At 53.3% G+C, this 25,625-nt stretch carries 18 protein-coding genes; 15 read left to right on the top strand and 3 right to left on the bottom strand.

The genetic code is table 11. The features are described from left to right. Positions 1–206: 206 nt before the first annotated feature. The 15 genes from J7M22_06250 (at position 207) to J7M22_06180 (ending at position 17,138) form a co-directional block, all read left to right on the top strand. Positions 207–899, top strand: coding sequence for a glycosyltransferase family 2 protein (locus tag J7M22_06250; protein MCD6506210.1), 693 nt, complete (start codon positions 207–209; stop codon positions 897–899). Positions 900–911: 12 nt separating this feature from the next. After that, positions 912–1,817 carry a hypothetical protein gene (locus J7M22_06245; protein ID MCD6506209.1) on the top strand — a complete coding sequence of 302 codons (906 nt, stop codon included), beginning with the start codon at positions 912–914 and terminating at the stop codon, positions 1,815–1,817. 382 nt (positions 1,818–2,199) lie between these two features. Further along, positions 2,200–3,651, top strand: coding sequence for a tetratricopeptide repeat protein (locus tag J7M22_06240; GenBank protein MCD6506208.1), 1,452 nt, complete (start codon positions 2,200–2,202; stop codon positions 3,649–3,651). Beyond that, positions 3,648–6,290 (top strand): hypothetical protein, encoded by a 2,643-nt coding sequence (locus tag J7M22_06235; protein MCD6506207.1) that lies wholly within the window; start codon positions 3,648–3,650, stop codon positions 6,288–6,290. Before J7M22_06240 ends, J7M22_06235 begins: the two co-directional genes overlap by 4 nt. Positions 6,291–6,302: 12 nt before the next feature. Further along, positions 6,303–6,758, top strand: a complete 456-nt coding sequence (locus J7M22_06230) for a hypothetical protein (protein MCD6506206.1) — start codon at positions 6,303–6,305, stop codon at positions 6,756–6,758. Positions 6,759–6,895: 137 nt separating this feature from the next. Continuing rightward, positions 6,896–7,045 carry a hypothetical protein gene (locus J7M22_06225; GenBank protein MCD6506205.1) on the top strand — a complete coding sequence of 50 codons (150 nt, stop codon included), beginning with the start codon at positions 6,896–6,898 and terminating at the stop codon, positions 7,043–7,045. 105 nt (positions 7,046–7,150) lie between these two features. Next, a complete protein-coding gene (locus J7M22_06220) occupies positions 7,151–9,802 on the top strand; it encodes a carbohydrate binding domain-containing protein (GenBank protein ID MCD6506204.1) in 2,652 nt (883 codons plus the stop codon). A gap of 1 nt (position 9,803) precedes the next feature. Continuing rightward, complete coding sequence (locus tag J7M22_06215) at positions 9,804–11,180, top strand: MBOAT family protein (protein ID MCD6506203.1); 1,377 nt, start codon at positions 9,804–9,806, stop codon at positions 11,178–11,180. A 34-nt stretch (positions 11,181–11,214) separates the two neighbouring features. Next, positions 11,215–12,246 (top strand): SGNH/GDSL hydrolase family protein, encoded by a 1,032-nt coding sequence (locus J7M22_06210; GenBank protein ID MCD6506202.1) that lies wholly within the window; start codon positions 11,215–11,217, stop codon positions 12,244–12,246. Positions 12,247–12,321: 75 nt separating this feature from the next. Next, on the top strand, positions 12,322–12,744 hold the full coding sequence (locus J7M22_06205; protein ID MCD6506201.1) for a retroviral-like aspartic protease: 423 nt from the start codon (positions 12,322–12,324) through the stop codon (positions 12,742–12,744). Between the two features lie 74 nt (positions 12,745–12,818). Further along, positions 12,819–13,196: a retroviral-like aspartic protease gene (locus J7M22_06200; GenBank protein ID MCD6506200.1), complete on the top strand. Its 378-nt coding sequence runs from the start codon at positions 12,819–12,821 to the stop codon at positions 13,194–13,196. Between the two features lie 39 nt (positions 13,197–13,235). Further along, on the top strand, positions 13,236–15,383 hold the full coding sequence (locus tag J7M22_06195) for a hypothetical protein (protein MCD6506199.1): 2,148 nt from the start codon (positions 13,236–13,238) through the stop codon (positions 15,381–15,383). Positions 15,384–15,401: 18 nt separating this feature from the next. Beyond that, positions 15,402–16,268, top strand: coding sequence for a formylglycine-generating enzyme family protein (locus J7M22_06190; protein MCD6506198.1), 867 nt, complete (start codon positions 15,402–15,404; stop codon positions 16,266–16,268). Positions 16,269–16,314: 46 nt separating this feature from the next. Beyond that, the gene (locus J7M22_06185; protein ID MCD6506197.1) at positions 16,315–16,716 is read left to right on the top strand and encodes a hypothetical protein; all 402 of its coding nucleotides are present in this window, start codon (positions 16,315–16,317) and stop codon (positions 16,714–16,716) included. After that, positions 16,695–17,138 (top strand): hypothetical protein, encoded by a 444-nt coding sequence (locus J7M22_06180; protein MCD6506196.1) that lies wholly within the window; start codon positions 16,695–16,697, stop codon positions 17,136–17,138. Before J7M22_06185 ends, J7M22_06180 begins: the two co-directional genes overlap by 22 nt. 14 nt (positions 17,139–17,152) lie before the next feature. Here J7M22_06180 and J7M22_06175 read toward each other — a convergent pair whose 3' ends face one another. From J7M22_06175 to lexA, 3 genes are all read right to left on the bottom strand, one after another. Continuing rightward, positions 17,153–19,849: a beta-galactosidase gene (locus J7M22_06175; GenBank protein MCD6506195.1), complete on the bottom strand. Its 2,697-nt coding sequence runs from the start codon at positions 19,847–19,849 to the stop codon at positions 17,153–17,155. An 88-nt stretch (positions 19,850–19,937) separates the two neighbouring features. Beyond that, positions 19,938–24,845, bottom strand: a complete 4,908-nt coding sequence (locus tag J7M22_06170) for a PD40 domain-containing protein (GenBank protein ID MCD6506194.1) — start codon at positions 24,843–24,845, stop codon at positions 19,938–19,940. 2 nt (positions 24,846–24,847) lie between these two features. Beyond that, positions 24,848–25,423, bottom strand: a complete 576-nt coding sequence (lexA, locus tag J7M22_06165; GenBank protein ID MCD6506193.1) for a repressor LexA — start codon at positions 25,421–25,423, stop codon at positions 24,848–24,850. Positions 25,424–25,625 lie beyond the last annotated feature (202 nt).

The following is a 25,625-nucleotide window of genomic DNA, read 5'->3' as shown; positions in this document are numbered from 1 at the left end:
CTTCCCCTCCATCTCTCCTCTCCCTTTCGGTAACATTATCTTTTGAGCCTACATCCGATTTCGGTAACATTATACATGAACGATAGCGTCACTTGACAAGGGGGGGGGGGTGATATGTGCTATACTTTGTACCCGAAAAGTGCAAAAGTATAGAAGAAGACAAACCTCCACCGATTCAGTTGTGAGCGATGTGGGTGTCAGTGGTAATGCCTTGCTTGAACGAATCTGCCACCATAGGAGCATGCATTACCAAAGCAAGAATGGCTCTGAAGGAGATGAAAGCACAAGGTGAGATAATTGTCGCTGACAACGGATCTACTGATGGCTCCGTTAGGATAGCTGAGTCCTTGGGAGCGATAGTTGTCCATCAGCCCAAAAGGGGATATGGTAACGCATGCAGAGCTGGGATGGACGCCGCGAAGGGGAAGTTCATCCTGATTGCAGACTCAGATGGGACATATGATCTGGGAGAGATGTGGAAGCTCGTGGAGATGCTCCGGAGGGGATACGACATCGTTTTGGGAAGCAGGCTGAGGGGGGAAATGGAAAGGGGATCGATGCCTCTTCTGCACAGGTATTTGGGAACACCTTTTCTGAATGTATTGATGAGGTTGCTTTTCGGTGTGAAGGTGAGCGACAGTCAGAGCGGCATGAGAGGGATAAGGAGGGAGGCATATAGGAGGCTGGATTTGAAGGCTGAAGGGATGGAGTTCGCCTCTGAGATGTTGATAAAGGCTGCGGTGATGGGTATGAGGATAGGAGAGGTTCCGATAAGCTACATGAGGAGGGGTGGTGAGTCTAAGCTGAGGACGTTCAGGGATGGGTGGAGGCATTTGAGGTTGATATTGGGTTACCGGCTTAAAAGCTTGTTTATCAACTCAATAGGTGATAAAATTTAGGAGGTAGGTAAGATGATATTGTTTTTCCAAAGATTGGGTTTGGGCAAGATTCTGTTTGTGGTGGTGGCAATAGGTTTTCTGGCAACAGCTTTGTGGGGGATATCGCAGAGCAAGACATTGCTCTCAAAAGAGCAGATGCGGGAGATTACGGGTGGGAATCCTAATTTGAATATAACGCTTACTCCTTTAGGGACAAATTGGTTGCCGAAGGGTTATCCCTATAACAATACTGCTAACATTACCGTCAGTATTACAGGTGATACAAGTTATCTTCCTTATTGTGTTGCCAAGTTTTACCTGATCCCAACAGCTTACGAGGGTTATTGTATGAACGCTGGTAATCAAACGACTGATGAGCCTGATCTCGAATTTTTGCCCGATGACCAACAGGATGATCACTCGGGGAAGATCACCTGGGATGGTAAAAACCAAATGATCGAAGCAAGGTTTGCTGACTCTACAGTCACAACATTTGTAGTCAAGGTAAAATGCCACGACTGGGGTGCTTATAGTCCCTTGTATGCGAGACTCTATTATGGCAATTCGATGCTATCGGAGACTTCCATCACAATCCCACGGGACGATAATGGAAATGAGATAGCAGATGGTTGGATGAATGATGGCCAGATCAACTATACAGCATCTGACGATAATGAAACCGGGCCAAGTGGAAACAACCACAACGGTGATGGGTTTTCCGTCTATGAGGAATATCGCGGTTTTCGGGTGAAGGGGAATCACATTCGAACCAATCCATCGGAAAAGGATCTGTTCGTGTACAGCAGCTGCGCAGAGGGATATGGATATGCGAGCAATTTACCATCTCCCTTCAAAGTTCGACTTATCAACTGGGGAGACATGGAAAATCGAGTGATGAATTCGAAAAGATCAGGGGGATTCCCGGATCAAACCAACTAGCACTGAAGGTACTAAGGAATGATACAGCAACTTGTGATGAAATTAGGGCAATGTATGATGGAGAGCTCTATTTTGGATATGCTCCTAATTCTCCTGGGACACCCAATCAGGTTGGTGACATAACGATTTATTACAAGGCGATTCGATATAATACCGATCCTAACAGCGATGAAAACACGATAGATTCGGATGATCCGGAAGCCAGGAAGAGAATTATCGGCCATGAGATCGGTCACGGCGTTAACCTCGATGATACGTATGGTAATCCGGCTTATGACATAATGACTCGTAATTTCACTAAGATCATGGAAATGGGAACTACGTATAATTCTGTCCATACTAGTGACTATAAGCTCCGGTAAACCCAAAGGGGGAGATCAGAATGCTCCGATATAAGCTCGTGATTATAGCCTTCATAATAACGGCTTCTCTGACCTTTTGGTTCCTTTATGAACATCACCCTACTTTCCTATCCGGCCTCAAGGAATCCACAGGAGTTAATGACGTTGCTCTTGATGACAAACGTATCCCCTCAGGAGCAACATCATCTGAGGATAAAACTCCGGATAATTCCGGCAGTTCCCCGGATATATCCACAAAGAGCACCAGGAATACCGGCAAAAGGAATTATTTAGCTGAGATCAAAGCTTACATAGAGCGGGCACGCCGAGAGGGGAAATCCATAATAGTCCCCAAGGAGCTTGCAGAGGAACTCGGTGTCCCAGCGATCAAGCCGCCGCCGGAGCCGGAGTTCCACTCCATGGACCCCAGGATTCCGGATGACAAAATGAAAAGGATCGTCGAGCTATACGATCGCCTGGACAGCGAAGGTATCGAGGTTCAATATGGTCCTCACCCTGAGGAGGTTGCTATCCTAACAGAAGGGATGGATGCTTTAAGCGCAGCTAAATATTTGAAGGAGTTGCATTATTATGAGTATGCCCTTGAATATGCGGAGAAAGCCCTGGCCGAGAATCCGAATTCCCTGGAAGCGTTGCTGTTGAGAACACAATTGCTCCCTTCCGGTCGAGAGGATGAGAGGGAAGCGGGATTCCGAAGAGTTCTTGAGATGGACCCTAACTGCGTGGATGCTCTTATCGGCCTTGCATCGATAGTCAAATATAGAAATCCGCAGGAGGCTATATCATACTATCGGAAGGTGCTGGAAATCGATCCATCTCGTAAATATTTGTATTTCTCCATTGGCGAGAGTTATGAGAAGCTTGGGCGATATGAGGATGCGATAGCCGCCTATAATAAATTTTTGAAAGAAGGAAATAAAAATGCGCTGTGGTCGAGACGAATAGCGTTGAAGCGGATTCAGGAGCTTGAATCGCTTACACAGACCACTCCCCAGGAGCAGCCCAGAGAGGCTCCACCTGAGCAGGTCCCTCCCGGCAAATCAAGAGAGAGGATAGCACCTATTCCGGAATCTGAAGGGGAGATGGTGAGGAAAGAGCCTGCGGCGAAACCCTCCTATGAGAGAGGATCAGAAGGATATCAAGGAGATGTTGGAGGGGAATACCGACGGCTCGTTGAGGAAGATCCCAAAGGCATGGCCTTAGCTCATTACGAATATGCCAGGGAGCTGATGAAACAGGGTAAAATAGATGAAGCGATCTACAGCCTGTATCGAGCCATAGAGCTGAACCCCGATCATGCCGATAGTTACAGGCAACTTGCCAAAGCTTACGAAAAGGCGGGCTACCTGGAGGAGGCAACCATCCTCTACCAGGAAGCGCTGAAACGATTCCCCAAAAATAAACGATTGCAGCGGGATTGGGAGACATTCCGTAAGAAATACCTGGAGCTAGAGAAGCGAAAGTCAAAGTGAGAGCCTGGTCGCTTGGCATACTATGCCTTTCCCTCGTATTGGGTATTCTTATACGAATCCAGAGCCTCCCATCGCTGCAAGATCGCTATCTCCTCGGCACCGATGCCTACCGTCTGGTGCGGCAAAGCAGGGTGATACTGGAGAAAGGGAAACTTCCCAAACGGGATATGATGCGAGCCGCACCCTTGGGGAAGGACAACTCACAGCAGTTCACCCTCTACCCCTATGCCCTCGCATATGCCTTCCGGGTTTTGAAACCTATCATCCCAGGCCTCACCCTCGACCGAGTTGCTATACTTTATCCCGTGCTCACCTTCATCCCGATTCTCATCTTCTTCTTCCTGTTAGCCCGCCACCTGACCGATGCCATCACCGCCCTGTACGCCTGCATAGCCCTCTCCGTGGCGCACGGATTTATCTTTAGAACAATGGCTGGCTTTGCGGATAGGGATGCCTTCACGATCCTGATGTTCCTGCTCTCCCTTTACCTTTTCTGCAGATCCCAACGCGCTCGGACTCTTCTTTGGGAAGGCTGCTTCGCTTTTCTATCGGGCATCACAACGGGCCTCATGGGGCTGAGCTGGGCAGGTGTCGGCCTGCTAACCACCATCATATTCATCTGGAATCTGATCTATCTCCTTACCGATCGATTCACAAGCCGGCATTATCTGCTCTATTGCCTGTGGTATCTGCCTGCTATGGGGTTCATGCTTCCCCATCCCGGATTTCACAACCATCTATCCGAACCTTTCGTCTGGCTGGCGATCGGTTTGCCTAGCTATCTGTTCGTTGTGGCAACCTTGTATTGGGCTTTGAGAGATTCAACAGTTCTGGATCGTCTCCCGTTGGGAGGGCGACTGCCGCCTGGGTGGTATCTCATCGGTGTCATCTCCTTCTTCGGCATCCTACTGAGCATTCCCATCTTAGGTCCCGATTGGCTTTGGGGGAGGATGGTGATCCTCAAGGATCATTTCTTCCACCCCCTTGGACGAAACCGGGTGATGAGCTCCATAGCCGAGATGAGATCCTCATATTTCACCGACTGGTGGGAAGGGTTTGGCCTCTTCTTCTTTCTCTCCATAGCGGGGGCCATGCTTTTGCTATACAGGATATTTTGTGAATCATCCCTCAATGCCTGGTATGTGCTTTGTGGTTTCATGTTTCTGATGGGTGGAGTCATCTACAGCCGCCTATTCCCGCATGTAGTGCTGAACGGCAAAACGGTCGCCTCGGATTTCCTGTATCTGGGAGCGGTTATCCTTTTCGTTCTCCTAGTGGGCGGGTTGTATCTCCGCGGCTATCACCGATCAGGAGCCAAAGAGAAGAACCCTTCCTCAATGGATGGAAACTCTTTGCTTCTGCTGATCTGGTTTGTGTGGGGTCTGATCCTCACCCGGTCAGCGATCCGGTTCGGTTTCTTCTTCACCCCTATCGCTTCGATAACGGGCGCTTTCTTCATCGTGCAGCTCAGCAGGCGTATCTTGCCCTCCCGGTATCATCGCCTCCCGCTTTTATCGGTTGCCACTGGGGTGGTGATCCTCCAGCTTTTCCTCCGGGAGAGGGATTCTCCTTATCTCCTCATTGGGTTGACCGTAATGGGTCTGAGCCTTCTATGGACTTTTAAGGCGGAGGTGAGATGGAGGATGGGGCGGCTTGTGGGGTGGGCATTTGTGGTTGTTATGACGCTGGCCTCTCTCGCCGGCATACCGGGATATGATGGGTTGGCGGGGAGGGGCCTTGCGCATGCCCAAAGGGTCGTACCCCTGGTTGCCCCTGAATGGAGGGAGGCTTTCAACTGGATGCGTGACAACACCCCCTCTGATTCCGTCATCGCTGCCTGGTGGGATTACGGAAGCTGGATCAACTATCTGGCAGAGCGAGCGACCGTGATAGATGAGGAGCAGAATCAGTATTGGGTTCACCTGATGGCAAGACATGTTATGATGGGGCAGAGCGAAGAGGAGGCGCTGGAGTTTCTCAAAACTCATCGTGTCACCCACCTGCTTTTGAGCTACCGTGAGGTGGAGAACCTGTATTGGATCTCCTGGATCGGTTCCGATCAGAATGAGGATCGCCTCTGCTCTTTAGGAGTATTGCCGAGACAACCCGCTGAGGGGAAGAAGCTCTATTTTCACAATCCGAGGGGGATCGTTATAGATGATCCTCTGGAGATCGAGGGGCGTTTCTATCCCCGCCGCAGTCTCCTTCTGATGGATGTCTCCGTGCCGATAAAAGAGGACGGATCTTTCGATACTCCTCAGGCGAGAGTCGTCTATCGGGGGAGTTATCTGAGATTGACGATCTCGGAGGTATATTTCTATGGCAGGCGGTGGTATTTCCCGGATGGTGATCTACCTGGATGTCTACTTTTAAACGCAGCCTCTCCCCTGGATTTTCAGGATATAGACCCTTCTGTGATTCGCTCTGCGACCTATCTTCCTCGTGTTGCCCGTCAATCGTTGCTCATCAAGCTTTTTCTGTTGAACGAGCCCAGCGAGGCTTTTCAGCTTGTCTATCCTGTATCCGGAAATCCTAACGGTCCGGTCAAAATCTGGCGTATCCGATATCCTAAGGGGATTAGGGTCGTCCCTGATTATCTGCGATTGGATGTTCCTGATCCCTCTGTTCTGCGGCCATAAGGGGGTTGAGGGATGAAGATTCTTCTTTACATGGCCGTCATCCTTTGCATTTTGCCGTTGATCCTATCCTCCTGCAAGGGGAGATCCGATCCACCGGTTATTGGATGTGGCCCTTGGTCGTTGGCGAAGATACTAGAACTGATGGGTAGGGATGTGGATGTTGAGGAGCTTGCTAAACTGGCAGGGGTAGATGAAAGAGGCTGGACATCCATGTATGGTCTATCACAGGCGGCGAAGGCGCATGGGTTGGAGGTCGTCGGATACAGGTTAAGCCTGGAGGAGTTGAAGGATATTCACTTACCGGCAATTGCCCATGTGAAAGGAGATCATTTTGTGGTTCTTCTGTCATGTGGTTCGTCTTATGTGACGGTTATCGATAACGACCGACAGTTCGATATGTCGATTGCCGATTTCGCTCAGATATGGGATGGGACGGTGCTGATTGTCCGTGAATCGCGACCTTTCTGAGCAGATCAGCTCAAGCGAAGCTGGTGGAGTTCATGGGCGAGCCCGGGTTTCTGCGCGTGGGCGGGTTGGAGATGGTGCACGTAGATGGTGAGGGTGATCGTTACCGCTAACTCTGATCTGAAAGCGATGATGGATGAGTGTATTGTGCCAAGAGCGGATTCAAAGCGCGAGTGGCGATCCAGGTGGCGATGTGTTCGGCGCTGGCGATCACTATGAACCCCTCAAACGTGACCGGGGCTGTGACGCCGGCGACGGGCATGGCGGTGAGCCCCGTCTGTGCCGCTTGACAACTCCCCCACGATGTTGTAATTTCTGCGTAACAGCCTAGCTGGTAACGATGTGATACGATAACGGCTGACTAGTTCCCTCATCTCAGGATGGAGGTCGAGGAGATGAAGATGGCACTGATATCGGTTTTGGCCGGCATATTGGCCTTTGCGGCCGTCCATCAGAACATCATCCCCAACGGGGATTTTGAAAAGGACAGCAACGGGGACGGGATGGCGGATCACTGGCGGTTTTCGGGAGACAAGGGGGTGAGCGTCACCTGGGAACGGGATAAGGGGTTCACGGGAAGGTTCAGCCAGAAGCTCACATGCACCCGCTTCACATATCTCTCCCCGGCCAGCCACGCGATGCTCTGTCAGGTGAATACCGTTCGACTGGAGAAGGGGAGATGGTATAAGCTCTCATTTGCGGCGAAACAGGAGGGGATCCGCAGCCGAGCTGTACAGGTGGCCATCGTAAACATGAAAGGCTGGCACGATTGTGGTTTGAGCGAATCCTTCCGCGTGCCTCGTGAATGGAAGCGGTTCGAGTTCGCCTTTCGGGCCACCGAGACGATCGCGGATCACGTTCGCCTTCAGTTCTGGTATACCTCGACGGGAACCCTTTGGCTGGACGACGTCCGACTGGAGCCGTCTGAGCCGGTGGTGAGGAGGTTTACGGAGGTGGTCCCCTCCACCGACGCCGTGAACCTCCTGCCGAACAGCAGCTTCGAGTGCGGCACGAGCGGTTGGGGGAGCGTCGCCGATCTGCCCGGCTGGGGAGGAAATTTGAACCTGCTCGTGGGCGAGGTGGATACCACGACGGCGCGGTTCCACGGGTCAAGCTTCAAAATCGCCCTCACGCCGGAGAGTTTGCCCGTCTTCTACTTCGACTACTTCCCCCTTTACCGCGTCCCGGTGAAGGCCCCGCAGCTGGCCAACCGGGGCTGGATCGAGGTGGAGCCGGATGTGGATTACACCCTGTCCGCCTACATGAAGTCTGATGCCGAAGGGCTGGTCGGCGTGCTCTCGGTGCGACGTGCGTTCCGGGGAAGCCTGAAACGCAGGGTTCAGCTTACGACGGAGTGGGGGAGATATACGTTCACCTTCCGCCCTCATGCTGAGCAGATATTCATCGCCCTGGGCCTGGATCTGGAGGCGTCGAGGAGGGGAGCTGGAACGGTGTGGATCGACGGGGTGCAGTTGGAGAAAGGTTCAGAGGCGACGCCTTACCACCCCCGAGCGACCGTGGAGGTCGGATTGGAGACGGATCGCCTGGGAAACATCTTCCCCTACGGCGAGGAGCCGGAGATGAGGGCTATGCTCTTCAACTCAGATGAAATCCCCCATACCGTCACCCTGCGCCTGCGGACGACGGACTTCGATGACACCGTCGTCCATGAGGATGTACTCTCAGTTGATGTGCCCCCGGGTCAAACGGTGGAGGTGCCAGTTCGTCCCGGCGTGCGACGGAAAGGTTTCTATCGCCTACATCTGCGTGCTGAGGGCGCGGAGGTATCGCTCACCCGCCCATTGCGCTTCGCCATCATCGAACCTTACACCAAAACCGATAGCCTTTTCGGCATGAACCACGCCTACCCATGGCCCCATCTGTTGGATCTGAGCGGGGAGATCGGGCTTCGCTGGTTCCGCGATTGGTCGTTGAAGTGGCAGGAGGTGGAGCCGGAGAAGGGACATTTCGAGTTCACGGAGGCAGATCGTCAGATCGATCGTGTCTTGGAGCGAGGACTGAATGTGCTGGCTTTGCTCCCCTTTCCCTCCAGCAACTGGTCCTCCAGCGCCGGGCCGGAGGTGAAGGTGAGCGAGCGTTATCCGGGCAGCCGTGAACGGATGGCCTATATGCCGCGAGATCTGAATGAGTTCGCCGCCTATGTGCGTGCGACGGTGCGACACTATCGCGACCGTATCCACGCCTGGGAGATATTGAACGAACCGATCTACACCTCCTACGCTCTGCCTCGGCGAAGGGGCTACAAGGTAGAGGACTACGTGCGGCTGCTGCGGGTTGCCTATCGAGCGGTAAAGGAGGTTCAACCGGATGCGTTGGTCATCGGGGGCATTGCAGGCGGACCGAATCTATATACGAGGGAGTTCATCGACGCCGACGGCCTGCGCTGGGTCGATGCGCTCAACCTGCACATCTATCCCGGCCTGACGGCGCCGGAGGAGTATGAGGAGCCCCTGGCTCAGTTGCGCCAGTTGATGCGTTCGGTAGGAGCCGATAAGCCCATCTGGTTCACCGAGGGCGCATACTACGCCGACGACGATAAACCGTTCGAGCCCTATAGGTCATGGCTTAAGCCGCTGGAGGGCGAGACGGAGGCGGCCGAGTGGCAGGTCAAGTTCAATACCCTGCTGCTGACCTACGGGGTGAGGAAGATCATCTATCACTCCGGCACGCCCGGCAGCCTCAACAACGAGAGCCTTTCGGGGATCTTCTTTGAATGGGGAGGAGCACCCCGAAAAATGCTGGTCACCCAGGCGGCGATGGCCAACCTGCTCGGCCCCAAGATCCGCTCACTCGGTCGGCTGGAGGCGCCTGAAGGGGTGAGGGCCTATGGGTTCATCTCAGGGGAGAAAACGGTCATCGTCGCCTGGACGGAGGAGGGAGCGGGGCCGGTGGAGATAACCCTATCTGAACCCTGGAGGGCGGTGGACATCCAGGGCAACCTGCTAGAGGTCAGACGCGTGAAACTTACGGAGCGTCCACTCTATCTCGTGGCAAGGGGGAGATACTTGAAAGAGGTACCCTGGTAGGATGCTGTTTCATACCTGGCATTTCGCTATATTCTTCATGATCGTCTATCTGGTCTACCTGCCTTTGAGAAGGACGAGGTTTTACCTGCATTGGCTTTTGGCGGCATCCTATTTCTTCTACGGGTGGTGGAACCCCCTCTATCTTCCGCTCATCGCCTATTCGACAGCGGTCAACTATTACGCCGTGGTCATGATGAGCAGGAGCCGAAGGAGGAAGCTATGGCTTGCCGTGAGCGTCGTCAACAGTTTGGGGGTCTTAGGCTTCTTTAAATACGGTGCCTTCGTCGCCGATAACCTGAACTCGCTGCTGTCCATGTTGAAAGCGCCGTTTGTCGTTCCCTCCCCGGGGGTGTTGCTCCCCGTCGGGATCTCCTTCTATACCTTTCAATCGATGAGCTATGCCATAGATTTCTATCGCGGGGAGATCGAGAGGGAACCGAGTTTCATCCGGTTCGCCACCTTCGTCTCCCTTTTCCCCCAGTTGGTCGCCGGCCCGATCGAAAGGGCCGCGAATCTGCTCCCTCAGCTCAGGGGAAAGCCTGAGATCTCCAGGGAGAACATCACCGATGGGCTTTCGATGTTCCTCGTGGGGCTCTTCAAGAAGGTCGCCCTTGCGGACTATCTCGCCCTTTACGTCGATAAGGTCTATGCCGCCCCCGGTCAGTTCGATGGGCTTTCCCTGATGCTGGCCACCTTCGCCTTCGGCTGGCAGATCTACTTCGACTTCAGCGGCTACACCGATATGGCCAGAGGGGTGGCTAGGATGATGGGGTTTGATCTGATGCTCAACTTCAACAACCCGTATCTGGCGGACAGCTTGAGGGATTTCTGGAGGAGATGGCACATCAGCCTCTCCTCCTGGTTCAAGGATTACGTCTACATTCCTCTGGGGGGCAACCGGAAGGGGAAGCTCAACACCTATAGGAACATGTTCCTGACGATGGTGATCTCAGGTCTATGGCACGGCGCAGCGTGGAACTTCGTCATATGGGGCGCCGCACATGCTCTGGGAAGGTTTATGACCAGGGAGCTGGAAGGAACAAGGTTTTACAGGGAGAAAGTGCCCAGACTGCTGAAACAGCTATGGGTTTTCGCCTTCGTTACCTTCACCTGGATATTCTTCAGGGCGGGGAGTCTGAGCGATGCCGTTTTAATCATAAGGAGGATGTTCACATCGGGGCTGGGAGACCCGAATTTCCCTCTCCTCGCCCTGTTCCTCTGTCTCTCCGTCTGGATATACCAGTTTATCTTCGAATCGAAGGGGAGGATTTTACTCGAGTGGACGCCTTTAAAGGTGGGGATGGCACTCCTCATCATACTTTATCTGATGATATTCGTCGCTCCGAGCCATGAGCCGTTCATCTATTTCCAGTTCTAACTCCATCCTGCTATCCTGGAGAGGTTGGGTAGCGGTGGCGGTTATCCTCGTCGGGATGCTCCATCTCATCCCGATGCTCTGGCCGTCGTTGGAGGGATTTAACCCCTCACCGGATTACCGATTGCCATACTCCCTCAGCGATGACTACTGGATGTTCAGGCGATGGAGCGGATACGCCCGCTCGAACTTTTCGGTCCTCGTCATCGGCGATTCGGTTATCTGGGGCCATTATGTGCCGATGGATGGGACGCTTTCACATTTTCTCAACGAGCTAACCGGCGGTGAGACGTTCGCCAACCTCGGCGTGGACGGGTTACATCCGGCGGCTATGGTCGGGCTGTTGAAGTATTACGGCCGGAGCATTAGGAACAGTAACGTGATCCTTCACCTCAACCCGCTATGGATGACCTCCAGGAGACACGACCTCAGCGGCGAAGAGGAGTTCCGGTTCAACCACCCCAGGTTGATACCTCAGTTTATCCCAAGGATCGCCTGTTACAGAGCGCCCATCGGCCAAAGGCTCGGCGCTGTGCTGGAGAGATACGTGCCGTTTCTCACGTGGTCGAGACACCTGAGGATGGTTTACTTCGAGAACATAGATATAGGGAGCTGGTCGATGCAACATCCATACAGCAACCCTTTAAAGGCGATCACTTTAAAGCTACCAGCGCCCGGAGAGAACCCGCCGAGCAGACCTGTGCCGTGGTTCAAGAGAGGTATGAGAAAACAGGATTTCCCGTGGGTTGACGTGACCGAGTCGTTCCAATGGCGTTCCTTCCTCAAGCTGATCGATATCCTGGAGAGGAGGGGAAACAGGGTCTTTGTCCTCATCGGTCCGTTTAACCCTTATATCCTGACCAAGGGAAGCCTCAGGCGATATGATGAGGTGAAGAAGGAGATGGAAAAACAATTACGGAAAAGGGATATGGACTTCCTCTCGTTCTCAAACCTGCCCAGCGAATACTACGCCGACGCCAGCCATCCACTGAAGGAGGGATACAGACGAATGGCCGAGGAGATGCTCGACGCGGAGTCGTTTAGGAAATGGTTAAACAACGACAGATAGCTTCCGTTGATAGAAACAGGTTAAGGTTGAGGTTAAAGGGAGAAGTATGGGCGACTTGAAAGGGAGGGGAAGGGTGTGCTATATTATGGCACGTGGAGAACTGAAATGGGGGTGAAGGAGATGGCTGTGATCGTAAAGGAGATAAGGCTTAGAGGGTCAAAGGGAGAGGTGAAGAGGGAGGCGATATTCGATTCAGGTGCCACCTATTCCTGTATCCACCCGGAGCTCGCCGAAAAGCTGGGTACGATTGATCCTCTTCCGGAACCTATGGAGTTCAGCACCGCCGAAGAAGGTAGAACGGTCATCGCAAGGGGCGCCGTACGTCTGAACTTCCATATCGGGGAATATCGCTTCTCGGATGAATTCATGGTGATAGAGGGGTTGAGCAACGGCGTGATCATCGGTGCGGCAACGCTGCAGAAGTGGAGGCTCAAGCTCGATTTTGAGAGGGATGAGATAATCATCGATCCAAAGGTCACAAAGCTCTGGCTTCTGTGAGCAGGTTTGCCGAATCGCTCATATTTTCGGAGGGAGGGGGAAGGTGTGCTATATATTGATGGGAGGTGAAAAAGATGGCTGTGATCGTTAAGGAGATAACGCTTAAAGGGTCGAAAGGAGAGATAAGAAGAGAAGCGATATTCGACTCCGGGGCAACCTATTCCTGTATCCATCCGGAGCTCGCCGAAAAGCTGGGTACGATTGATCCTCTTCCGGAACCTGTGGAGTTCAGCACCGCTAAGGAAGGGGAAAGGGTTATAGCTAGAGGAAGGGTAGCCTTGAACTTCCATATCGGGGAATATCGCTTCTCGGATGAATTCATGGTGATAGAGGGGTTGAGCAACGGCGTGATCATCGGTGCGGCAACACTACAGAAGTGGAGGCTTAAGCTCGATTTCGAGAGGGATGAGGTGATCATCGATCCAAAAGTCACGAAACTCTGGCTTCTGTAAGCAAGTTTGCCGAATGGATCTAGCTCAGGGGGTAGTCGGATGCTTCGACTCTCGATTCTTCTATTTCTGGCGGTGATCGGTCTTCCCGAATGGGCGATCGCCCGGAACATCGTGTCCAACCCCGGCCTTGAGATCGGGGAGGTTGGAGGCCTGCCGAAGCGGTGGGAAAGTCAGAAGGAGGGGGGAGCGGAAGGAAGGGTGATCCTCACCGATGAGAATCCGCATACGGGCCGGAGATGTCTCCTCATCGAACACACAAACTCGAGGGGATACATACATCCCAATAAGGACGTGGAGATAGAAAAGGGGGACTACATATTCCGGTTCTGGGCGAGGAGTGATAGAGACCTGGAGTTCCCGGCCCAGATCTACCGCAGAACGGACTGGAGTCTGCCCTTCGATAGGAGATGTAGGCTGAAGGGGGGAGCGTGGACTAAGTTCGAGTTCTATCTCCGCTTCAACAAATCTTTCCCCGGCTCCATACAGATCGGCTTGAGCGATATGCCGGGCAGGCTTTGGCTGGACGATATAAAGCTCATAAAGTGGGAGATACCGCCGGAGAAGGGATGGGTTAGGATCTGGGACACATTGCTTCCCATCGACAAGGGAACGGATATAACCGACAGGACGACCTGGGGAAAGATCACGCCTTCCGAGGCCCGGGGCTACCGGTTCAAAGGGGACGCGGTGGCGGAGAACGGATACCTGATCCTGCTGCTCAAGCCGGATAACGGCAAGGCGATCCTTTATTCAAAAGCGGATTCGGGACCTGGGAAGAGGGCGGAGATCGGTCCTTTCGGGTCGAGAGGGCCGATCGAGATATCGATCCACACGGGCCGTAAAGCCGTTCTGAAATTCGGTCCGTCTACTCTTTTCTCCATCGGCATCGATCGGATCGTGCGCGTCGAATCGGTGAACGGGACGGAGGGGATAAACATAGCCGCGCCGATCAGGTTCGGGGTGGTTCCAAGCATCATAGGGGATGATCTCATATTCGATCCCGATGATTATCCCTCTCTCAAAAAGCTCCACATAGCGGCCGAGACCCTCTTCATGGGGCTGCTCGATGGCGAGGGGAGCATGTTGGTTCTGGTTTATCCGCCGGGGAAGGTGAGGACAAGGCTTGTCAGAAAGGACCATCTTTTCGGATCAGTCGAGCTGGAGACAGGTGGTGAGCCGATTTACCTGGCGTCGCTGGACGGACCGGGCATATGGCACGAGGTGGAGTTTAACCCATCCTATCTGGAGAGGGACGTCACCATCAACTGGAAGAGACCTTTCCCGGCCAAATGGGTGGTTCAACTTTATGAGGACGACGTCAGAACCAGATATCACTTCAAGGAGCTCGGCGAACGGATCTGGAGGGCGGGCATAGGATGGTATATCTGGCCAGTCAGGTTCGATGACGGGAAGGCGGTCTTCCATCTTAGCAAAAGGGTTCCTCCCAAGGGAAAGGCCGTCATTTACTTCCTGGAGAGGGACGAGACCACGCCTTTCTCGGTGATGACACCTATCGACGTGGCCCGAAAGGCGCTGGGCGATGAGATCTACGCCTTCTTCGATTTCGAGGGACGCCTGCAGCGGTCTCTGCGGAGGGAGAACGCCGTCATCGGAGCCGCCACATGCGGCGTCACGGACGGAATGGAACCTATCTTCAAAGCGGGAAAAGAGGTGGAGATGAGGAGGTATATAGAGGGAGGGGCGGACGACATGGTCTACTTCATCGGGAAACAGAGGGAGAGGATAAACGAATATCTGAGTTTCGCCCGTGAGATGCTGAAGTTCCTGGAATCGGCAAGAAGGGATCATCCGCACTCGAAGCGGTTCCTGGATGAGATGGAGAGGATAACCCGTCAGATATTCGACGAATACAACAGGGAGAGGGAGAATATAAAGGATCTGAGATATGCCGACGAGCTGGCGCGGAGAACTAAAGCCCTGACGTTGAAGCATGATCCGAAGAACCTCCAAGCTTTCCTTCAGCTCAAGATGGAGTGGAGGAGGATGGGAGGCGCTCAGGACTATCTCGTCAGGAAGTTCCATACCATAACTAGGAGGCTTTTTCAGGAGGCAGGGTATAGGTGTGTCACCAGTTCCGAAACGGTCGATATAGCCCTTGGGATAAGGGAACGCTGTAGGAGATGCCTCAGGAACCCTGACGGATATGAGATATGGGAGGGATACTGATTTTGAGGAGGTGTTCCGATGGGAGGTGTAACCCGGCGGGATTTCATCAAGGGATCGGCGTTGGGCGCCTTAGGGGTGATATTCGGATTTCGCATCAAGGATGTCCTGGCGGCGGACGAACGGCCCAAGGAGGTCAAGACCGAATCGGGCGTGGAAATGATTCTCCTTCCGGGCGGATGGTTCATAATGGGAGATGATAAGGGGGAGGTTGATGAGAGACCGGCCCATAAAATCTACGTCGCCCCCTTCTACATGGACAAATACCTGGTGACCCAGGAGGAGTACGAGAGGGTGATGGGGGAAAATCCATCGAGGTGGAAGGGTAAAAGAAACCCCGTGGAACAGGTCCGATGGTCCGATGCCGTGAGATACTGCAACGCCCGCTCACGTCTTGAAGGACTTCAACCTTGCTATAATCTGGAGACGTGGGAGTGCGATTTCGACGCTGACGGATATAGGCTCCCTACGGAAGCTGAGTGGGAGTTCGCATGTCGGGCGGTGACGAAGACCAGGTATTTCTTCGGGGATAACCCCAGAAAGTTGAAGCTTTATGCCTGGTTCAAGGAAAATTCAGGCGGAAGACCCCGTCCGGTAGGGCGGAAACTGCCAAATCCATGGGGACTATACGACATGTACGGTAATGTCTGGGAGTGGTGTAACGACTTTTACAAGGTGGATTACTACGGTGAAAGTCCCTTGAAAAATCCGAAGGGGCCGAAAACAGGAAACACCAAGGTTTTGCGAGGCGGCAGTTGGAATTCAAAGGCAGAGGAATGTCGTTCATCCTACCGGTATAACGAGAACCCCGGCTACACCGACGTCTGTTTCGGGTATGACATCTACGGATTCCGGTGTGTGAGGGGATTTCGGGTGAACGGGGGATAGAATAAGGAATATAACGCCTTTCCGACGTGTAAAAGGCGGGGAGAAGGTGACCTACCGTTCGATCTTGATCGGGATTGCAATAGTCGTGTTCGTCAACGTGGCCTCCCCCTATACCGAGAGCAGGGCCTTCAGCAATTTCTCATGGAGCTATCTTCCTGAGGGAGGTATGATCCCTTTCCTCCTCGTGCTGTTCCTCAACCTTTTGCTGAGGCGCTTCCTGCCTAAGTCAGCCCTCACCTCCGGCGAGCTGCTACTGATCTTCCTCATGGCGCTCGTCTCGAACTCAACTCCTCTCTTTCTGGTCTATATGTTTCTCTCAGCCCTCGTCTCACCCTTTTACTTCTCCACACCCGAAAACTCCTGGGATACCGACCTCATCCCCCTGATGAGAAGCCATCTGATAGTGAAGGACAGGAGAGCTGTCAAGTGGTTTTACCATTTTCGATAATCTATCTCGGCTACAGACAGGGCGCGATAAACTGGGACACATGGATCTTCAGGGGATGGGGACCCAGCGTTTACGGTCAGATTCTATCGCAGATCTATCATCCCTTCGGATTCACCGCCAAGTACTTCCTCTGGTTCGGGGTAGGCGCCTCGCTCATGGTTGCTTTGACCTATCTTCATCTGCGATTTCTCTGGTGGCCGATCCATCCCATCGGGCTCGCCGTTGCCTCCTCCTTCACCATGTATGCGGTTTACCTGGGAGCGTTTTTCGCCTGGGCGGTGAAGCATGTGCTGTTGAGCTGGTGTGGGATGAAAACCTACAGGGCGGCCTCACCCTTTTTCGTGGGGATCGTGGTCGGCCATTTCTTCGGACGAGCCCTGATGCTGATTGTCAGCTCATGGCTCAGGATACACCTCATCTGAGCCTCATCGTTCGATCACCTCGATATGGCTGAGGAAGTGGAAGCGAGAGACGATTTTTCGATTAACACCGGGATCTCGGAGAGCTTCAGGTGGATAACTCCCCCCTCAGGCTTGAGCGGGAAGATTTTAAACCGTCCAGTTTTATCGATGGGTATCATCTCAATCGCCGTAACCGAAGTATAAGGAACCTCCAAATCGATGAACTTCAGACCCTTTCGGTTTAGCCAGAGGATGTAAACAGGTCTGCCGTCCGATATGAACCGATAGCATTCGACGTCGGGGTGATTCTCAATGTGTATCTCCTGTGCATCTGTAAAAGCGCCGATCTTCGAGGCTATGAGCTGATGGGTGAAATAGGCGAGGCGAGGTCCCCTCTCCGACGGATACAGACAAGCACCCTGCTGTTCCCAGGGGATCGGATGTTCCCACTTAATGGGAGGTCTTACCTGGCCCAGCATCTCGATCCAAAATATCTTGTCCGCCCCGCGGGCGAAGGAACGAGCGTATAATTTGACGAACTCCATCGCCTGCCTTCGCTCCTCATCCATGGATTCGCCGGTAAACCGCTCGAACTCATATCCGATCTCGGTGATCCAGATGGGTTTTCTTACATCGAACCTCCGCAGAACCCTTTGATACTCCTCGCTCAGGGGGCCGTGAACGTTGATGATGTCGCAGTAGGAGGCGATTCCCTGTTCAAGATACGTCGCTAGCTCTTTCGGACCTATCTGGCCCCCCAGGACGACGGCGACGTCAGGGTTTTCCTCCTTGATAGCCATATAGCTTCTCTTCTGGACATCGAGGAACGGGACGAGGTCGTCACGAATATCCGGTTCGTTCAATATCTCGTAGTGACGTATAGGGATCTCCAATCCGTCCATATCGGCGATTCCGTCCCCATCATAACGTTCCACCAGAGCCTTCAGCCATTTGAGATAGGCGGACATGTCTCTGGGTCTCATGGCTTCCCCGCGCGTCCACGGCCACACGCCGAGAGTGAAGAACGCGCAATGAGCGTCTCTGGGGTCGCCGGGTTTGAGGTTTCGATCCCATATCGAGGTCGTCCAGAGCTGAGGTAGAAGATGAATCCCGTATCTCTGACATGTCCTGAGCAGCAGGTCCAGAATCTCCCAATCGTACTTCCCTCGCTTTCTCTCGGTAAACCCCCATGCGAAAAGCTCGGTGAGATGTGGGCGGATCCAGTAGGCTCCGGCTTGAGCGGCGACCTTAGCCTCTCGATCGAACTCCTCGGCGATGGCGGATCTGTCCATAATGAGCGGGACATACTTGTAATCGAAGGCCAGCGTCCCGAGATGCCATCCCCTCGTATCGCTCGGCGGGCTCACGACAAACGGGGAGATGCATCTCCCCTTATCAGCGCCTCTCAATTTGACGAAATAGACGTTATCTTTCTTTAGGGTGAGCGATTCGTTCTCCATCACCCTTTCAACTCCCCACAGATCCTTTACGGTGAACTTGTCGAAATCGATGTGGACGGTCTCCCTCGTCCCTCCGAGCTCGTTCACGAAAAGGACATATACGGGGTTTTTCCTTTCAAAGTGGAACTTAAACCCCGACACCCCGATTCCCACCATAACGGGTTCTACGGCGTTGAAATGCTCCAGCTCGTTCGCAAGCGTCCGCAGGGCATAATAGGTCGGTGTTTTCGAGCCGTCCTTCGACAGGAGGTATCCCTTAAAGAACTCCTTTTCCTTTTCAGGATCGCCGCCGATATCCTTTGTGTGATATTTCGGCCAGTCCGGAACCATGCTCCACATGGCTGAGCTCACCCCTTCGCTCGCCAGCATGATCGCCTCCTTAGCCAGCTCCGCTCCCTCCTTGCCTTTGCCTCCTCCCTCTGTGATGAAGACGGGTTTGTCCAGCGTGCCGATGGTCTCCTTCAGCTCTCGGATCGGACCGTGAAGGTTATAGATGTCGAAGTAATCCCTCGCTCCCAGGGCGAACAGGCGGGAATAGTAATCCCTTATCGAACCGGCCGGAGCGGCGACGATAACCTTGCATTCCTCACACGCCTCCTTTATCGCCTCATAGGAGTTTTTCAACAGATCGACGTAATCCTCGAGGGTACCGACGAAGAACCTCGCGTACTCCCTGTCATCTCCCGCGTCGACCTCGTTGTCTATCTCCCAGTAGATCACGGGATTACGCCTGATCACCTCCTTCATCTCATCCGAGATGGGATAGCTTCCGAAGTCATCATCCCCATCATACCGTTCAACCAGCTCCCTCAGAAACGACCGGTATGCCTTCATATCCTGCGGTTTGCATCTGTAATCGGGAATCCTTCCTCGCATCGCATCTATCCTCCCCGAGACCTTGCACTCCTTCTTGTTCCCCTGATCCCACATGGCGTAGGGCCACAGGCTCGCGATTATAGAGACGCCCGAGCGAAAAGCCTCCCTTACCGCCTCATCGGTTGTGGTGAAGTCGAACACCCCTTTCCTGGGTTCGATGGAATCCCATACAAACGGCCCGCCGTGAGTTCTGACGATCTTGACGCCCAGATCGCGCATATCCTTCCAGCTCAAGCTGACTATATCGTTGCTTTTATCGAAGTCCTCCTCGATCCCAAAGAAGGGGATATCGGGATTACGCCGGATCCGACCTGCATCCAGGCTACCTGCGATGGCTATCCATCCGGCACATATCATCGTCATAAGCGAAATGATGATAATGATAGGTTTCGCCATCTCTTTTCCCTCCCTTTTACACCCTTAGGTTCATCCCATCGCCTGAACGGAAGCGTGAGGTTTTACGCTCGGCGATTTACCGCGGGGTCTATTTGTCTTTCAAGACGATTTTCCCTCTCCTGATAAGTTTCTTACCTCCTCTCTCCGCCTCTATCGAGAAAAGGTAAACGCCCGGGGTAACCTCTTTGCCGAACTGATTTCTGCGATTCCATCTAAACCTGCCCTCGATAACCCCTGAGATCCTATCCGTATATAGGAGATCGCCAGCCGGAGTGTAGATCCGAAGCGTCACGTCTGAACTTCGCGTGAGCATGAATCTGATGAAGACATCGCCACTCGATGGATTAGGATAGACGATCGGATCGGCGGCGAATCCGAAAAATTTCCCGACGAAGAAGCTGCTTTCAAGGGAAGCCATGTTACCCGCTCTATCTCTTGCCGTTATGAGGATATCGTGCATCCCCTCCTTCAAATCGCCCGGCAGGTAGACGAGCCTTCCCGATTTTGAGTCGAACTTGGAGGGCTTGGTCAATCCATCCACCTCAACTCGCACATCTGCCACTCCCGATCCCTCATCTACTACCTCCGCCGTCACCAGAAAGTTATTCTTCGACACCTCTCCCCCTTCTTGAGGATGGATCATCCTGATAATCGGTGGAGTCCCATCCTCCATAAGGGCGTATCTGCCGAGATCTGACGTCGGACCGGATATAAAGATCACCGTTTTAAGCCTATCGGATTTCGGATCGAATTCGGCATCCATCGGGACCCAGGTCTGTTCCCTCTCATCCCACCTGAAAACCGCTGTTGTGGGAACGTTTAGCGGCACGGGGAACGAAAGGAGGAAACGCAGATCGCTGAGATCACCGGAGGAAGTTATCTGGCAGACGGGACCGATCAACCTGAGCCCTCTCGAAGTGGCGTTATCGCTCTGAAACGCCATCAGGGACGGGCTTGCCTCCTGGCTTTTGAGGACAACGCTCACTTTCGGATCACCCGGCGGCATGATCAGCTCCGGTCCCATATCGACCGAGATCCGTATCTCCCCTGAACTCGAGAGGTTTCCGTAGGCGAAATATCCCTTCACCGGCTTTATCCTCCCATCCCTCAGAAAGGCCGTGCATAACAATCTGAAGCTCCGCTGAGAGGGCATGATGGTAAGCTCTCCCTCGCCCTTTTCGTTCAGGGCTACCGTATATCCATATCCGATCCCATCCTGTAAAACCTCGACGAAACCCATTCTTTCGACCGGACCGGCCGTGGATGTCTTTATCCTTAACATATCGCGATCCAGATCGGCCCAGATCGAAGCGAGAGCAGGTGTCGTGTCGACGTGGAAGCTCAGTGTATATCCTTCCAATCTGTTTCCGGAAAGATCGGAGACGGACAATTTGAGAACGTGTGTCCCGTCGGTGAGCTCACCTACATGGTAGCTCAATCGCCCTCCTTTGAAGGAGTAATCGTTCTTCTTCAATTTCTCCCCGTCAAACAAGACCTCTAGACTTTCAGGATCGATCCCCACATCATCCACCAGGCGCAGGGAGACCTCGATCTCCCTTGAGGATAAAGCTGTCCCCTCCGGCGGGAAGGGATCTACGACGACGGGAGGTGCTTCGTCCCTGAGGATAACCTGCGGTTTGCGATAGATCACCCTCCTAAGGACGGACACGGAATGGCCCGATAGATCCTCGGCGGTGATGACGATTCGATTCGTGCCTTCCCTTAGAGAGACCAGATATGAGAATTCCTCTCCCTCCTTCACCGGCGGCAAGGGGATGGAATTGACGGAAACCCTGCCGTCCTCACTGAGTTTCCCTCTGACGAGGACGAAGGGGGCTTTCACCAGATCGAAATCACCCGGGGAGATGAGCTGTATTTCCGGAGGTGTGGTGTCCAGCATGACGTGAGTTTTAAACTCGACCGTTTCACCCATCGGATTGATCGCCTTTATCGATATCTCGTTCCATCCCTCCTTCAACCATGCTTTGCCGATGAAAGTGGAACCGCTTTGATCGGCTCGTGAGCCGTTCACGTATACCTCAGATCCGGGCTCCGCCTGGCAGATGACGTCTATCAAGTGATTCCTCCAGACCGAACCATCAGCGGGCTGTATCACAGTTAACTTTGGCCTCTCATTCCTCACCATCACCTGTATCGAATCGCTAACTTCGCTTCCATCGGAACCGAAGACGGTAAGCCTCAGTGCGTATCTGCCCTCCAGCTTCGAGACATCCCACATGCCCAGGAATCCCTCTTCCTCAACCGGTTGTGTGGCGATTCCCTCCACCTGGAACCAGCTCCCTTTCGATGCTCTGGCCTCCAGGATGTAGCTTTCAAATCGCTTCCCCCTTGCCACGCCGAAGATCTCCACCCTTCCGCGTACCACATCCCCCGAATGGGGCGATGTGATACGCGCCTCGATCTGAGGTTGAGGGAAATTGAGATGAATGATAGCAATTCCCCTACCGCTTTGGCATACAACCGCCTTCCCATCCGAAGCCCATGTGCCGTCAGATGCCTCGACGCCGAGAGGTGAAACCCTGGAAACCGCGTTAGTTGTGAGATCGATGCTAAATAGCTCTGCCCTCTCCCCCGCGTTTGTCGTGAAAAGTATTCTTTTACCATCCCACGACCAATCCAGATCGGTCTCATCGGCGGCCGTGGAGGTCAATTTTTTCTCGTCACCCCCCGGCGCCACCAATTTCCGGACGATATCCCATTCGCCTCTCTCGTTGGAGCGATAGGCCAGGAAGAGGCCGTTCGGGCTCCATGTCGGATCACGCTCATCCCACGCATCATCGGTGATTCTCTCGATCTTCCCCTTTCCGATCCGGAGGAGATAGATATCGAAATCGCCGTCCATGTTCGATGCGAAGGCGATCTCATCTCCCAGCGGAAACCAGGTGGGATCGACTTCCTCCGAGGGAGAATCGGTCAACCTGATCTTCTTCTTCGATCTCACCTCCACCTTCCATAGATCCCAATTATCATCTCGTAGGGACTGATATGCCAGATATCTTTCGTCGGGAGACCAGGAGGGGTTTCTATCGATGGCCACGTCGTTCGTCAGGTTAATCCTCTCGCCGGATCTGAGATCCAATATCCATATATCCCAGACTCCTGACTCATTGGATGAATAGGCCACCAGATGGCCGTCGGGGGACCAGGCGGGATCTTCAAAGGAGGTGATTCCATCGGGATGGAGGATCTCCTCCAGAAGGCCGGGCTTGATCTCCATAGGCGGGGTATTATCCACCTCCACACTGACGGTCCATCTCGATATATGTCCCACCTCATCCTTAGCCTCCAGTTTAAGTGTGTAAAGCCCGAACAGGCCGGCGGTGTCCCACTCGATCGGTCTTTCATCCATCCCCTGTCTTGTGCTGAAGATGAGATGCCATAGTGCCGGTGTCCTCCCTTCACCCCAGTAAAGTCGACATTCGCTCAGGTTATCATCACGGCATGTCAGATAGATCGGGATCTTACCGAAGAGCCTTGTATTCGGATATGGCAGTGAGATACGAACGTAGGGCAGGACGCCGTCCACGAAAACGGGATCGGAAGGTGGGGAGGGTTCGCTGAGGTTACCCGATTTGTCCTTGGCTCGAACCTTGAGCCTGTAAAAATGTCCCGATTCAACCTTTATATCGGCGAAGTTCTCCCCCACAGAGCCCGCCGGCAGGAAATCCCCACCATCCTTTGACAGGAAAAGATCAAATGAATCGGCGGTTTTATCCTCTTCCTCCCATCTGAACGAAAGCGTATCATCGTCATCGTATCTATCGGGCGCCGTGAAGTCGAAATGCGTGGGTTTACCGGGCGGTTCGGGTGGAAGGGTATCGTATGTTCTATATAAGACGGTCGATCTTTCCCGCGATATCCGCCGGGACCATGCCAGATGCATCTGGAAAACCTCAGGCGCAGGCGTTCCGATGGCCGTCGGTTCGATCTCAGCCTCACCTTCACCGGAGGAAAGGATACCGAGTTCTTCCCATTTATCTCCCTCCATCCGGCGGAGCGCTCCCCTTATCCGCCAACCATTTTCGCCTCCGGATTGCCAGAAGACCCAGATGTATCCTGGGGTGAGAACCGGGTATGTCAGGACCGATTCGACAGGCTCTTTTGTCAGGAGTTCCGGCCCGCTCCATGTGTCGCCGAAATCGGCGCTTTTGGCGAACGTCACCTGAGAGGGAGCATCGATGGAGGTTGAGCTCTGCCAGGTGAGGACGAGATTCGGCTCCCAGACGGCTATGCGTGGGTTTGAGTTTAAGCCCTCCCCCGTCACGTCTATCGCCCTTTCAAAGGAGGGATCGCCGAGCCTTTTGAACCTCACTTTCCTCTCACCCTGACGACCTTCAATCCATGTTAGATAGACGGATGTCATCCCTGATGCGGCATCGGGACTTATCTGAGGGAGATCGGATTCCTCCACCGGTCTTGGGAAGGACCAGCTTCTGCCTTCGTCTCCGCTCGTGGAATAAACGAGAACCGATCTGTTTTCCATCTCGCTCGTCCAGAAGGTGAATATCTGTGGCGATGGTCTGCTTATCATCACGGCTATTCTGGGATCGGAGGCGGGCTGGGACTGAGGCGATATGGGAATGGGATCGCTCCAGGAATCGCCGTCGAATCTGGAGAAAAAGATAACCCCCTTTCCAATTCGCTCCTGCCAGACCAGATATACGTATCTCATATCGTCAACCATATCGGGAGCCACCGAGTCAGTTTCAGTGGCGGTGAGCCTCTCCTCATCGCCCCAATCATCCCCCCGTTCAGAGCCTATCCTGTAAAACAGATCATATACGCCCAACCTGTTATCCGCCCAGACGAGGATCAGTTTTCCCCCTAGAGAGGCGATGGATGGGTGTCTGGCGATCCCTGTTCCGCGTGATATCTCAGTATATGAGGTCCATCTCCGATTTGAGATCGACCCATATGATAATATAGAGTGGAGGAGGACCGATAGGATAAGGAGGAAAAACCAAACCTTTCGCATGCTCAAAACCTGCGTAGTAATCCTACCACTTTGCCCAGAAACCTCCCCTTTTCAAGCCAGATCGATCGAATAGCTGTGTTGGCCGGCATGACCATTATCCTGAACTCATCATCGTCCGTCAGAACGGCCACGATATCACCGGGATCGGCCTTGTCCTGTTTTCTGATAATCACATAATCACCTTTAAATATACCGGTTTCAAACATACCGTTTTCCTCAACTCTTAGGGCAAAAAGCACACCCTTATCGAAAAGATCCTTGGGGAGTGAGATAACGGATTGAGTTTCATCGACCGTTATCCCCATGGAAGGGTCAACCCCCTTTAAAATGGGAACCCGTACGAACTCATCCTCCTGATCCTCAGTTCTGATTATCTCTATTGCTCTCGTTTTTCTGGGGTGTCGCCGGATATATCCTTTTTTCTCAAGCGCCTTAAGGTGATCATATGCTCCCTTTTCGGATATACCCATCGCTTCCCCTATCTCGCGAATGGTGGGCGGATATCCGCTCTCCTTTATCCTCTCCCTGATGATTTCCAGAACCTCTCTCTGTCTCTCGGTCAACCTCTTCGATCCCATAGCCGAGTATCACCTCGACCGTGAAACTGGTTTTCATAAAGGATACTACACAAAGATTAAGATGTCAAGCTTGACGAGGAAGAGGGAGATACCAAGCGGACAGGCCTCCCATCATAGCTTTGATACTCAGAGGTGGTTACAGGATAGTTTTCAGCGCCAAAAGAGCTACTAAAGCTACGATCCAAAAGATCATATCCTCTCT

The organism is Candidatus Poribacteria bacterium (assembly GCA_021162805.1).
GTDB lineage: Bacteria > Poribacteria > WGA-4E > B28-G17 > B28-G17 > JAGGXZ01.
Note: the sequence above shows the minus strand (reverse complement) of the source record. Positions and strands in the feature narration are given on the sequence as shown.